The organism is Archangium violaceum (genome assembly GCF_016859125.1).
GTDB classification, from domain to species: domain Bacteria; phylum Myxococcota; class Myxococcia; order Myxococcales; family Myxococcaceae; genus Archangium; species Archangium violaceum_A.
In genome coordinates this window covers 9,933,804-9,946,436 of record NZ_CP069338.1, presented here as the reverse complement: position 1 = coordinate 9,946,436, position 12,633 = coordinate 9,933,804, and the positions used below count along the sequence as shown (strand labels likewise).

General features: G+C 70.2%; 12 protein-coding genes. 8 read left to right on the top strand and 4 right to left on the bottom strand.

Going from position 1 to position 12,633, the window contains the following annotated elements; genetic code table 11:
- Positions 1-10 precede the first annotated feature (10 nt).
- Positions 11-622 (top strand): L-threonylcarbamoyladenylate synthase, encoded by a 612-nt coding sequence (locus JQX13_RS42040; RefSeq protein WP_203405037.1) that lies wholly within the window; start codon positions 11-13, stop codon positions 620-622.
- Between the two features lie 57 nt (positions 623-679).
- A complete protein-coding gene (xerD, locus tag JQX13_RS42035) occupies positions 680-1,636 on the top strand; it encodes a site-specific tyrosine recombinase XerD (protein ID WP_203405036.1) in 957 nt (318 codons plus the stop codon).
- A gap of 38 nt (positions 1,637-1,674) precedes the next feature.
- On the opposite strand, the gene JQX13_RS42030 is transcribed toward xerD, so the two are convergent.
- The gene (locus tag JQX13_RS42030; protein ID WP_203405035.1) at positions 1,675-2,109 is read right to left on the bottom strand and encodes a DUF3574 domain-containing protein; all 435 of its coding nucleotides are present in this window, start codon (positions 2,107-2,109) and stop codon (positions 1,675-1,677) included.
- A gap of 130 nt (positions 2,110-2,239) precedes the next feature.
- Here JQX13_RS42030 and JQX13_RS42025 point away from each other — a divergent pair, with 130 nt between their 5' ends.
- The gene (locus JQX13_RS42025) at positions 2,240-2,842 is read left to right on the top strand and encodes a Uma2 family endonuclease (RefSeq protein WP_203405034.1); all 603 of its coding nucleotides are present in this window, start codon (positions 2,240-2,242) and stop codon (positions 2,840-2,842) included.
- 55 nt (positions 2,843-2,897) lie between these two features.
- On the opposite strand, the gene JQX13_RS42020 is transcribed toward JQX13_RS42025, so the two are convergent.
- Genes JQX13_RS42020 through JQX13_RS42010 form a run of 3 tightly spaced genes read right to left on the bottom strand, consistent with a single transcriptional unit; the run spans position 2,898 to position 5,197 of the window.
- Positions 2,898-3,395, bottom strand: a complete 498-nt coding sequence (locus JQX13_RS42020) for a tetratricopeptide repeat protein (protein ID WP_203405033.1) — start codon at positions 3,393-3,395, stop codon at positions 2,898-2,900.
- Entirely contained in the window at positions 3,380-3,976 is a 597-nt protein-coding gene (locus tag JQX13_RS42015; RefSeq protein WP_203405032.1) for a serine/threonine-protein kinase, read from the bottom strand. Before JQX13_RS42015 ends, JQX13_RS42020 begins: the two co-directional genes overlap by 16 nt.
- A 27-nt stretch (positions 3,977-4,003) precedes the next feature.
- Positions 4,004-5,197 (bottom strand): DUF4388 domain-containing protein, encoded by a 1,194-nt coding sequence (locus JQX13_RS42010; protein ID WP_203405031.1) that lies wholly within the window; start codon positions 5,195-5,197, stop codon positions 4,004-4,006.
- A 236-nt stretch (positions 5,198-5,433) separates the two neighbouring features.
- Between JQX13_RS42010 and trpS the strand changes: the two genes are divergently transcribed.
- From trpS to JQX13_RS41985, 5 genes are all read left to right on the top strand, one after another.
- Complete coding sequence (gene trpS / locus JQX13_RS42005) at positions 5,434-6,447, top strand: tryptophan--tRNA ligase (protein ID WP_203405030.1); 1,014 nt, start codon at positions 5,434-5,436, stop codon at positions 6,445-6,447.
- A gap of 18 nt (positions 6,448-6,465) precedes the next feature.
- On the top strand, positions 6,466-7,332 hold the full coding sequence (locus JQX13_RS42000) for a segregation and condensation protein A (protein ID WP_203405029.1): 867 nt from the start codon (positions 6,466-6,468) through the stop codon (positions 7,330-7,332).
- Positions 7,319-8,296 carry an SMC-Scp complex subunit ScpB gene (scpB, locus tag JQX13_RS41995; protein WP_203405028.1) on the top strand — a complete coding sequence of 326 codons (978 nt, stop codon included), beginning with the start codon at positions 7,319-7,321 and terminating at the stop codon, positions 8,294-8,296. Before JQX13_RS42000 ends, scpB begins: the two co-directional genes overlap by 14 nt.
- Positions 8,297-8,327: 31 nt before the next feature.
- Complete coding sequence (locus JQX13_RS41990; RefSeq protein WP_203405027.1) at positions 8,328-10,445, top strand: pseudouridine synthase; 2,118 nt, start codon at positions 8,328-8,330, stop codon at positions 10,443-10,445.
- A 66-nt stretch (positions 10,446-10,511) separates the two neighbouring features.
- A complete protein-coding gene (locus JQX13_RS41985) occupies positions 10,512-12,632 on the top strand; it encodes a HEAT repeat domain-containing protein (RefSeq protein WP_203405026.1) in 2,121 nt (706 codons plus the stop codon).
- The last annotated feature ends 1 nt before the right edge of the window (position 12,633 follow it).

Sequence of the window (12,633 nt, the reverse complement as noted above, 5' to 3'; positions counted from 1 at the left end):
GAGACACATCATGGCGGCAGCGCCCATCATCGAGGTGAACGCGGATCACCCGCAGCCCCGGCATGTGCAGCGCGCGGTGGAGGTGCTCTCCAGCGGCGGGGTGATCGCCTACCCGACGGACACGTACTACGGCCTGGGGTGCGATCTGGGCTCCAAGAAGGGAATCGAGCGGCTGTATCAGCTCAAGGGTCGGGACAGGAAGAAGCCCCTGTCGATCCTGTGCCCGGACCTGTCGGACGTGGCGAAGTACGCGCGCGTGAGCAACTTCGCCTACCGGACGATGAAGAGCCTGACGCCCGGGGCCTTCACGTTCATCCTCGATGCCACGCGCCTGGTGCCCGAGGCGATGATGTCGAAGCAGAAGCAGGTGGGCATCCGCGTGCCGGACTCGGGGCTGGCACGGGCGCTCGCCGAGGCACTCGGGCGGCCCATCGTCACCACCTCGGCCACCAACGCGGAGGGCGAGCCCCTCATCGACGCCAGGGACATCAAGGACACGCTGGGGCACGGGTTGGATCTCATCCTCGATGGCGGCGTGAGGCTGATGGAGCCCTCGACGGTGGTGTCGCTGATCGGCGACCAGCTCGAGGTGCTGCGGCAGGGCAAGGGCCAGCTGGACTGAGGGCCCGTCCCGTCCACAAGGTTGCTGGAACTCCGCGCTCGGCTAGCCTGCGAACCCATGGAAGGGTACCTCGACGCGTTCATCGCCTTCATCCGCGCCGAGCGCGGGCTGTCCGGCAAGACGGTGGATGCCTACGCCGCGGATCTGTCGGTGTACTTCGCGGACTTGAAGCGCAAGGGCATCACCGACGTGACACGCGTGAAGCCGGATGACATCACCGGCCACCTGGTGACGTTGAACACGCGTCGGCTGTCCCGGCGCAGCCAGGCGCGGCACCTGGCGGCGATCCGCGGCTTCCACCGCTTCCTCGTGGCCGAGAAGTACGTGGACAAGGATCCGACCGAGGACATCGACACGCCGCGCTCGGCGCGCAAGCTGCCCGTCTTCCTCACGCTGGAGGAGGTGGAGCAGCTGCTCGCCGCGCCCGACGAGCGCACCCCGGCGGGCCTCCGGGACAAGGCGATGCTCGAGGTGCTGTACGCCACGGGCCTGCGCGTGAGCGAGCTGGTGGGCCTGGGCATCAACGACATCCAGCTGGGCGCGGGCTACCTGGTGGCGAAGGGCAAGGGCTCCAAGGAGCGCATCGTCCCGGTGGGCAGCATCGCGGCGGAGAAGGTGCGGGCGTACCTCGAGGGACCCCGGCAGCTGCTGCTGGGCGAGCGCGAGTCGAAGGCCCTCTTCGTCACCCCACGTGGGGACGGCTTCACCCGGCAGGGCTTCTGGAAGCTGCTCAAGCGCTACGCGCTCAAGGCCGGCATCCGCAAGCCGCTGTCACCGCACAAGCTGCGGCACTCGTTCGCCACGCACCTGGTGGAGCGCGGAGCGGATCTGCGCGCGGTGCAGGCCATGCTGGGCCACGCGGACCTGGCCACCACGCAGATCTACACGCACGTCAACAGCGCGCGGCTGCGGGCCGTCTACGACAACGCCCATCCCCGCGGAGACGACGTGCGTGGCCGGGGAGGCGCCATGGGCGGCCGGGCCGCGGCGAAGAAGCGGGCAGGGGGCACGTAGCGCACCCGCGGGCCTGCCCGTTCATCGGACGGAACTGCTCAGAAGGCTACGCAGGAGAGGGTGTCGACGCGGAGCACGGACTCCTGGTCGAAGCGCCGCTTGTACTCCTCGCGGATGGTGTCGATGTCCGTCGAGCGCTCGGGGGCGCCATCGTGGAGCAGGACGATGACCTTGCTGTTCTCGTGGATGAGCTCCCCGTTGTCCATCTGGTACTGGCCATCCGCGTCGAACATCGTCAGCCCGTCCTTGAACCGGGGCGTGACGGAGGTATCGACGAAGTCCTGCCACTCGGCTTCGCTGACGGGCTCGGCGTTCTCCCGGTCGAGGCCGAAGAACAGCTCCGTCCGGTGAAGCTCCGAGCCCACGGCACAGGCATCCTCGTTTCCGCAGGCCGTGACGGTCAATCCCAGGGCCAGCAGGAGGGGCAGGTGGAGGGAGGCGGGCTTTCTCGGGAGCACGGGTAGGGTTTTCATGGAACGGGGGTTCTACCTCGGGAGGGAGTCCCTCGGCGCGCGGCTGTGAACTCCTTGTCATCTCGAAGACCCTACCGGAAAAGTCAGGCCCTGATGTAGAATCGGAGTACTCGGAAGGAAGGGGGCGGAGATGGGGAAGGCGAAGAAGCCGGCGACGTACGAGGACCTCGAGGCACTGCCGGTCGGGTGGGTGGGGGAGATCCTGAGCGACGAACTGGTTGCCTCACCGCGACCCGCCATGCCCCATGCTCGGGTGGTCTGGGCCCTCGGTGCCCTGCTGGGCCCCGCTTTCGACCTGGGGCAGTCCGGGATTCGCGGCGGATGGTGGCTTCTCCATGAGCCGGAGCTTCATCTCGGCCGGGATATCGTGGTGCCGGACCTCGCGGGTTGGCGCCGGGAGCGGGTGCCCGTCCCTTCGTTCATGAACGAGCCCTTTTCGACGGTGGCTCCGGACTGGGCGTGCGAGGTGCTCTCTCCCTCGACCGAGGACGTCGACAGGAAACGCAAGCTTCCGCTCTACCACCGGGAAGGTGTGATCCATGTCTGGCTCATCGACCCGTCGACGCGCACCTTGGAGGTATACCGCCGGCAGGAGCGGGATTGGCTGCGAGTGGCCAGTCACCGGGGCGACGGGGAGGTACTCGCTGAGCCGTTCGACGCGCTCCCGTTGAAGCTGGGCTCACTGTGGTGGCCCCGAGCCGGAGCCACACAGGCCCCGGTACCCTCACCCTGAGCTGACTGCTCGTCGCCGAGACACACCGCGCCCGTTCCACGGCGGCGCGGAAGTTCTACTCCGGGAGCTCGCCCCAGCGCTGGTGGGCCAGCTCGAGGGTGCGGGCGTTCTCGGGCACCTGGTGTAGGAAGCGCTCGCGAAGGGTGGGGTCGGGGATGTCGCTGGCCCGTTCCCACACACACTGGAGGGCCTTGCGCAGGGCGGCCTCTCCCGCGCTGACGTCTCCTTGCGCGAAGCAGGCCCGCGCCAGCGCCAGTCGCATGGCGACTGCGTACACGCCCGAGTTTCTCATCTGCTCCAACTCTCGCACACCGTGCTCCGCCGCCTCCCGAGCCTCCGCCGCGCGTCCCTGGGCGAGAAGTACGGCGCTGAGGTGCGCGCGGGCGTGGAGCAACTCGTTCCCATACGGAGTCAGCAACTCACAGGCCTTGCGCGCGTACGGCTCGGCCTCGCGCGGCTCACCAAGGTTCGTCATCACCTTGGCCAGCACGGCGTGGGCCATGCCCAGTCTGTAGGAGTAACCGTTCTCCGCGCCAATCATCCACTTGGGCACCTGGGCATGGGCCTCCTGCCAATGTTGGGGGTTGGGACTGTTGGCCAGCGCCTGGCACAGGAAATCCTGGGTCGCTTCATTCCGGAGAGGATCCAACTGCGAGTTGGCAAGATGTCGCGGTGGACGATGCCCTGGCGGTGGGCGGAGGCGAGGGCCTCGGCGGCGCGGCGCAGCAGGGCGAGGGTCTCGGGGAGGCCAAGGGGTTGGCGGGAGAGCCGGCGCGCGAGGTCTTCGCCCTCGAGCCACTCCATGGCCAGGAAGGGCTGGCCCTCCTCCGCGGTGCCGTGGGCCACGTAGGAAACGATGGCGGGGTGGCTCAACCCGGCGAGCAGAATGGCTTCGCGGTTGAAGCGGTAGGCGACATCCGGGGCCGGGGAGGAGGAGGCATGCAGCAGCTTGAGGGCAACGTCGCGGCCCGTGCTCAGGTCGGTGGCGCGGAACACGGAGCCCATGCCGCCGCGGCCCGCCATTTCCTCGATGCGGAACCGGTCCGCGACGAGGGTCCCGGGGGACAGGGAGGCGCGCTCGCTGCCTCCATCTGGAGATCTGGGAGGGTAGGTAACCGTGCTGTCGACGGCCATGCTGGGTTCCTTCCTCCCACGCTCCGCCTACCTGCTCAACCCTCTCCCAGTGGACGAGGGGTCATACACGGGGACTCCGTAGGGGTCCGTTCTGGACCTTCGCTTCGGCGCCGTGTTGTCCGGCATCACCCGTGCGATGCCCGCGTCAACCAGCCGTCTCAGCGCCCGGTAGGCCGCCAGCTCGCCCATGGCCGTGTTCCTCAGGACCTCGCGCACGCTCCGGCTGCCCCTCAACTTCGCGTACAGGTACAGATCGTCCGCCGTCAGCGAAGGCGGGAGGGGGCGCGGCAGGGGCTCGAAGTAGAGCCGCCCGTCCAGCGACAGCACCTCGTCCGCCAGCGCCACCGTCAGCCGCACCTCCGCCTCCCGGTAGAGCGCGTGCGCCTCCGGCACGGGCGCACGCTCCAGCGCCTGCGCCACCACCGCCACCGCTTCCTCGCACCGGCCCGCTTCCACCAGGCCCCGCGCCAGCGCCAGCAGATCCGCCAGCGCCGTCGCCTCGCCCACCTTCGGGCCCCGGGCCTTGCGTGGCGTCAACGCCCCTCTGCGGTACAGGCGCAGCACCCACCGCGCCCCGTGCAGGGGACCTTCCGGTGACGCCGCAAGCAGCTCGCTCAGCGTCGCCCCCTTCTCGGCCAGCTGCAGCAGCTGCTCCTCCGCCGCCGACACCCGCTCCACCGCGAACTCCCGGTACACCCCGAACGTGGTGCCCGGCCCCGGGAACAGATCCCAGAACACCTTCCACTCGCGCAGCCGCGCCAGCGCGTCCCGGTGCAGCTCCCTCAGGCCCAGCTGCAGCTCCACCGCCCGCCCCAGCGGCGGCAGTCCCGGGCGGAACTCCACCTCGCCGGACTCCCACCCGTAGCAGTCGAAGAGCGCCTCGCGCGCCTTGTGCTCCATCGCCTCCATCAGCCGCGCCTTCGCCACCAGCCCCCGCTCCACCAGCAGCGTGCCGAAGGGCACCTCCGCCGCCTCCGCCGCGTCGAAGGCCGCCGCCGCCCCCGCCGCGTCCAGGATGCGCAGCCTCGCCAGCACCTGCCCCAGGTGCTCCCTCGGCTCACTCGAGCTCTCTCCCACCAGATACCCGCGCCGGAAGAAGAAGTGCCGGCGCACCGCCCCCCGCTCCACGCGCAGCATCCCATCCACGGCCGGTGCCTCGAAGAACGCGGGCATCAACAGCTGCAGCCGGTAGCTCGCCAGATTCCCCTTGAACCGTTCCATGCCGAAACTTCCTTCTTCCTGGGGGGGAAGGGCAGGGTAGCGAACGCTGCTCCCCGCCGCAACCCTTTGATTTCACACACTTTTGTCTCGCGTCCCGAGAAGTTCACGGTAGTCGGGATGGCCGGGGAGCGGGCGGGCAGGAGGGAAGGGTGGGAAGGGCTTGCAGGAAAGTTGCAGGGTGCCTCTGGGTGTGCGAACCAGGGCTGTCACCCCCTTCGTGTATAGGCGTGGAAGTCATGCGGATCCTCTCGGGAGTCCAGTCCTCGGGCCGGTTGCACATCGGCAACTACTACGGAGCCCTCCGGCAGTTCGTCCAACTGCAGGATGAGGGCGAGGCGTATTTCTTCATCGCCAACCTGCACGCGCTCACCACCGTGCGAGATCCCAGGCTCGCCGAGGAGCTCACGCGAGAGGCCGCCATCGCCTACCTCTCGCTCGGGTTGGATCCCAAGAAGGCCATCCTCTTCCGGCAGAGCGACGTGAAGGAGGTGCTGGAGCTCAACTGGATCCTCGGCACCGTCGTGCCGCACGCCCACCTCGAGCGCGCCCACAGCTACAAGGACAAGGTGGCCAAGGGCATCAGCCCGGACTTCGGCCTCTTCGCCTACCCGGTGCTCATGGCCGCCGACATCCTGCTCTACAGCGCGGATGCCGTGCCGGTGGGCAGGGATCAGATCCAGCACATCGAGTTCGCCCGTGACTGGGCGGTGAAGTTCAACGTGACCTACGTGCCCGGGTACGATCCCCAGGATCCCGAGGGCAAGGAGAAGGGGCACAGCCCCGGCATCCTCAAGCTCCCGGCGGCACGCATCCAGGAGAGCACCGCGGTGGTGCCCGGTATCGACGGACAGAAGATGTCCAAGTCGTACGGCAACACCATCGAGCTCTTCGGGGACGAAAAGGAGATCAAGAAGCGGATCATGAGCATCAAGACGGACTCCACGCCCGTCGAGGCTCCCAAGCCCACCGAGAACGCGCCCCTCTACGATCTGCTCAAGGTGATGCTGCCCGAGTCCCGCTTCCAAGAGGTGGATGCCTCGTGGCGAGCGGGCGGCAAGGGCTACGGCGAGTACAAGAAGCTGCTCGTCGAGGCCTTCCATGACGCCTTTGGTCCGGCGCGCAAGCGCCGCCAGGAGCTGATCAACGATCCGGCCGAGCTCGAGCGCATCCTCCAGGATGGCGCCGAGCGCGCCCGTGCCGAGGCCTCCCGCCTGATGCAGCGGGTACGCCGCGCCGTCGGCATCCCCTGACCCCGTGAAGGAAGTTCGGTGACCGCAGGTCGTCGCAGCACCCCTCCCACCGAGGAGACCCTCGAGGCGGACGTCCCCACCAGTGTGGGTGACGCCTTCCGGGTCGCCTTGCCCAATTTCGAGGGGCCGCTCGACCTGCTGCTTCACCTCATCAAGGAACACCGGCTCGACATCTTCGACATCCCGCTCGCGCTCATCACCGAGAAGTACCTGGAGCACCTCGAGCGGATGCGGGAGATCAACCTCGACATCGCCGGCGAGTTCCTGGTGATGGCCGCCACGCTGGCGCACCTCAAGAGCCGCATGCTGCTGCCGCGCCAGGACACCGCGGAGCAGCCGGTGGACGCGGTGGCGGAGCTCCAGCAGGAGGAGGCGGAGGATCCCCGCGCCGAGCTGGTGCGCCGGCTGCTCGAGTACCAGAAGTACAAGGCCGCCGCCGAGCAGCTGGCCATGCAGGACATCCTCGAGCGCGACGTCTTCCCGCGCCGGGTGCCCGTGGAGGCCGTGCCCATCCCCGAGGAGGAGGTGGGCCTGCAGGAGTTCTCCGTCCTCAAGCTCATCGAGGCGCTCGACCGGGTATTGGAGCGCCTGACTCCCAAGTTGCAGCACGAGGTGGTGCGCGAGCAGGTGAGCATCACCGAGGCCATCCGCCGGATCGCCGAGCGCTTGAAGGGCCAGGAGTCCTGCTCGTTCGAGAGCCTCTTCGATGAGCAACGGACGCGGCAGGAGGTGGTGATTACCTTCCTGGCCATCCTGGAGATGGTGAAGAGGCGTCTGCTCAAGGTCCGCCAGGAGGCCCCCCTGGCGGACATCATCCTCACGCCCAACGGAGACGCCCTGGAGCGGCTGCTCCCATCGGAGGTGGACGAGAGTGACTACCGGTAACAACGGCCCCGAGGACACCGGCCCGAAGACGCCGCGCGGCTCCGGCGGCCCCAGCCCCTTCACCGAGGAGGAGATCGCCGCCGTCACCGGTCCCGGCGACGAGGACGAGCTGGAGGACTCCGACGTCGCCACCATCGAGGCCGACGAGGTCCCGGACCTCCAGACGTCCTTCGAGAAGCTCGTCCAGAAGAGCCGCAACCTCTCCCCGGAGCGCATCCGCACCATCGTGGAGAGCGTGCTCTTCGTGGCGGACAAGCCCCTGGACCTGGACCAGCTCTTCGAGGCCACGGGCATCGATCGCGAGAAGATCCAGGAGGCGCTCAATCAGATCTCCGGCGTGCACAGGGATGGCATCAGCGGCATGGTCCTGTACGAGGTGGCCGGCGGGTGGCAGTTCCGCACGGATCCGCACTCGGCGGAGTACGTGCGGCGCTACCTGCGCGTGAAGCCCCAGCGCCTCACCCGCGCCGCCGTGGAGACCCTGGCCATCATCGCCTACCGGCAGCCCGTTACCCGTCCCGAGGTCGAGGACATCCGCGGCGTGGACTGCGGCGCCGTCATCAAGGCGCTGTTGGATCGCAAGTTGATCAAGATCCTGGGCAAGAAGGAGGAGGTGGGCCGGCCCATGCTGTACGGGACGACCCGTGAGTTCCTCGAGTTCTTCGCCCTGAAGGATCTGTCCGCCCTGCCCACGCTGCGCGAGTTCCACGAGCTGACGCAGGAGCACCAGGAGATCGTCGAGAAGGAGCGGCCCGCCGTTCCGGGTGCCAGTGGCACCGTGGAGACGTTGGCGGACCCGGAGTTCCAGAAGCGGATGGAGAAGAGCGTGGCGGCCTCCGAGGCGGCGCTCGAGGAGCTGGAGCAGGCCATGGACGCCGCGGAGCAGACACAGAAGGCGGCCAGCAGCATCCTGAACCCGACCCCGCCGCCCTCCGAGGGCGACAAGGGGTCCGAACCCGCTTGACGGGTGGGCGAAGAAGTGGAAGGTGGCGGAAATGGCGGCTGAACGTTTACAGAAATACCTCGCGCGCGCGGGCGTGGCCTCGCGCAGGCACGCGGAAGAGCTCATCACCGAAGGTCGTGTCACGGTGAACAACGAGAAGGTCACCGAACTGGGCACGAAGGTGTCTCCGGGTGACCTGGTGACGGTGGACGGCAAGCTCGTCTCGCCGCCGGAGGAGTCCTCGTACTTCCTCCTCTACAAGCCCGTGGGCGTGGTGACGACGCTGTCGGATCCGCAGGGCCGGCCCACCGTGGCCAGCTATATCGAGCAGACCGGCAAGCGGCTCTTCCCGGTGGGCCGGTTGGACTACGACGCGGAAGGCGCGTTGCTCGTCACGGACGACGGGGCGCTGGCGCACAAGCTGACGCACCCGAGCTTCCAGGTGCCGCGCACGTACCTGGCGAAGGTGAAGGGCACGCCGGACGCGGCCACGCTGGACAAGCTGCGCGGAGGCGTGCGGCTGGAGGACGGCATGGCCACGCCGCTGTCCGTGGAGGTCTTCGAGCAGGCCGAGCGCAACACCTGGCTGAAGCTGGTGGTGGCCGAGGGCCGACCGCACCTCATCAAGCGGCTGTGCGCCGCGGTGGGCTACCCGGTGGTGCGCCTGTACCGGCCGTCGTACGCGGGCATCACCGTCGAGGGCGTGCGCCCCGGCGAGCTGCGGCCGCTCACCGAGAACCAGGTGCGCATGCTGCAGGAGGTGGCCGACGGGAAGGCCACGCCTCCCGAGCGGGAGCTGAAGCTGCCGCCGCGGCGTCACGGGCGTTCGGCACCGGGCTTCGCGGCGGACATGGACGACGAGGATTTCGGCGAGGAGGCTCCCGCGCCGGTGCGTTCGCGTGCGGCGGGGAAGCCCGCGCGGGCCACCCGGACGGAGCGCCCCGCGCGGAAGGCCGTGAAGACGGAGCGTCCCGGGAAGGCCGAGCGTCCGGCTCGCGCCGCGGGTCGTCCCGAGCGCAAGGAGTGGGCACCGCGTGGTGGGGGTGGCTCCCGGCCCGCGTTCCGTGGCGCGGCGGGTGGCCGTGCCGAGCGCCGCACGTGGACGCCTCGCGAGGACGAGCAGGAGGAGAGCCAGGGCGAGTTCGGCGAGGAGGCTCCTCGTCGAGAGGCTCCTCGTCGAGAGGCGCGAGCCGAGCGGGGTGAGCGTCCGGAGCGCCGTGAGTGGGCGCCTCGTGGCGAGGGGCGCGGTGGCGAGCGCGGTGCGCGTCCCGAGCGCAAGCCGTTCGCTGGCGGAAGTGCCGAGCGCCGGGTTCCCGCCCGCGCTGAGCGTCCGGAGCGTCGTGAGTGGGCGCCTCGTGGCGAGGAGCGTGGTGCGCGTCCCGAGCGCAAGCCCTTTGGTGCGCGCGCTGAGCGTCCGGAGCGTCGTGAGTGGGCTCCGCGTAGCGAGGGTCGTGGCGGCGAGCGCGGTGCGCGTCCCGAGCGCAAGCCGTTCGCGGGCGGAGGTGCCGAGCGCCGGGTTCCCGCCCGTGCTGAGCGTCCGGAGCGTCGTGAGTGGGCGCCTCGTGGCGAGGAGCGTGGTGCGCGTCCCGAGCGCAAGCCCTTTGGCGCGCGTGCTGAGCGTCCGGAGCGCCGTGAGTGGGCTCCGCGTAGCGAGGGTCGTGGCGGCGAGCGCGGTGCGCGCCCCGAGCGCAAGCCGTTCGCGGGCGGAAGTGCCGAGCGCCGGGTTCCCGCCCGCGCTGAGCGTCCGGAGCGTCGTGAGTGGGCTCCGCGTAGCGAGGGTCGTGGCGGCGAGCGCGGTGCGCGTCCCGAGCGCAAGCCGTTCGCTGGCGGAAGTGCCGAGCGCCGGGTTCCCGCCCGCGCTGAGCGTCCGGAGCGTCGTGAGTGGGCGCCTCGTGGCGAGGAGCGCGGCGAGCGCGGTGCTCGTCCCGGGCCTCGGGGCACGGGCGCAGCGAGGCCCGCGCGCAAGACGTGGGGTGCCTCCGGCGAGGACTCGGGACGCCCGGTCCGCCGCGGCGCGGCACGTCCGGAGGGCGAGGGAGCCGGCGAGGGCTCGAAGTCCTTCGTGAACTGGCGCACCAAGAAGCACCAGGAGCCCACGCCCGAGTGGAACGCCCGCCCGCCCCGGGGCGCTGGGGGGCCCAGGGGGCGAGGCCCTCGTAAGGGCCGCTGAGTCGTGGGCGGTCGCGCGCACCGCTGATATAACCGCCCGCGTCTCATGTCTTTCCCCCGGAGACCGATGCGAACCGGCGCGCGCACCTTCCTCTTCGTCCTGGCCTTCCTCCTCACCGCCGGGTGCAGTGGGAGTCGGGATCAGCTTCTCGCGGATCTGCAGAGCCCACGCCCCGAGGTGCGGGCTCTCGCGGTGAGGAAGCTGGCCGAGGAGTCCCGTCCCGACGACCTCGCCCTCTTCACCCGCGCGGCCAAGGACATGGCCTCCATCGTCCGCGGCGAGGCCGCCGCCGCGCTCGGCAAGAGCCAGGATCCCCGCGTGGTGGATCTGCTCGGCGAGCTGCTCGAGGACTCCGATGAGGATGTCCAGGGCAAGGCCGCCATGGCGCTGGCTCAGGTGAGGAACGACAAGGCCAAGGCCTACCTCACCCTGCAGTACGGTCGCCGGGGCCGGCAGACCCGCCAGGTCATCGTCCAGGCCCTCAAGCAGGCCAACGTGCCGGGCGCCATGGCCGAGGTCGTCGCCGCTGAGTCCAAGGCCATCTGGGAGCGCAACCTGCTGGCCCTCACCGAGGGCACCCTCCCCGAGCGCGTGGGCGCCGCCGAGGAGCTGGGCAAGAGCGGCCGCCCCGATGCCTTCAAACGGCTCGTGCCGCTGGTGCGCGACAGCCAGATCGTCCTCGCCGCCGCCGCGGTCCGGGGCCTGGGCGACCTGGGCGACAAGCGCGCCGTACCCGCCATCCTGCCCCTGCTCGACGAGAGCTTCCCCGAGCTGCGCGAGTCCGCCATCACCGCGCTCGTGCGGCTGCAGGAGCCCGAGGCCATTGCCCGGCTGCAGGCCGTGGCCGTGGAGAAGAGCACCGTGAGCCCCCTGGCCATCGACGCCCTCCTCGGTCTGCCGCGCCAGCCCCAGACCGATGCGGCGCTGTGCTCCATCGCGCTCGACGCCGAGACCTCCGAGGCCATCCCCGTGGCCCGGGTGATGCGCGAGCGCGGGGGCTGTCCGCTCGAGCCCATCGCCGAACGCCTGTCTCGCCCCGCGTCCGCCGTCAGCGGGTTGCGGGTGGTGATCGGCCTCGGCCCCCTGGCGAAGGACCTGCTGCCCAAGGTGCTGCCCCACGTCTCCCAGGGTGACGCCGCGCTGCGCGCGCTCGCGGTGGACGCGGCCGCGGCCATCGGGGACGCCTCCGCGGCCCCCGTGCTGCAGAAGGCCTTCGAGCAGGAGCTCGCATCCGTGCGGGCGCTTCGGCAGGACTGGGTCACCCAGGCGTTGCCCGAGCGCTACGGGCCGGGGTTCGACCCCTCCCAGCCCCAGGAGGGCTCCGCGACGGACCGGGAGAAGCAGAAGGGCGAGAAGCACGCCAGCCTCATGTCGCGCGTGAAGGCGCTCAACGCCGCCAAGGCGCGTGGCCTGGGTCGGCCCGTGGTGCGGCAGCGCGCGCCCACCGAGCTGTTCGACGACGTGGAGTCTTCCCAGCTCGAGCCCCTGGCCGGGCTGCTGCGGGCGCTCGGGGCCGTGAAGGCGCCCGGGGCGTTGGAGCTGCTCAAGGGCTTCGCTGGTGACTCCAGCGTGACACTGCGCACGGCCGCCCTGGTGGGGCTGACGCGGCTGGGGCCCGAGGGGGTTGCGCTCGCCAGGAATGGCCTGTTCGAGGCCGAGAGGGATCTGCTGAAGGCCCTGGCCCAGGCGCTCGCCGAGCAGGGCGAGGCCGGACAATCCGCGCTGGTGGAGCTGCTGCCGCAGATCAGCGGCGAGAAGCTGGTGCTGCTCGACGCGCTGAGCAGGACCGGCGCGCCGGCTTCCGCGGTGGAGCCGCTCCAGAAGGTGGTGTCCGAGGGCGGTCCCGAGGCGGTGCTGGCCGCCTCGCTGCTCGGCCGGATGAAGGCGAAGGCGGCGGTCCCCACGTTGGTGAAGGCGCTGGAGGATCCCACGAGCGTCGGACGGCGCGAGATGCTCACCGCCCTGGGGGAGATTGGCGACACCTCGGCGGCCGAGGTGGTGGCGCGCGACCTGTACCATGATCTGCCGGAGATCCGGGCCGCGGCGGCCGGTGCGCTGGCGAGGATCGGCACGGGCGCCCAGGCCGACGCACTGGACGCGCTCAAGAGTGACTACTACCGTCGTGTCCGTGAAGCCGCTGTGACGGCGTTGGCGAAGACGACCACAGCAGCGGAGGGGGCACGCTGAC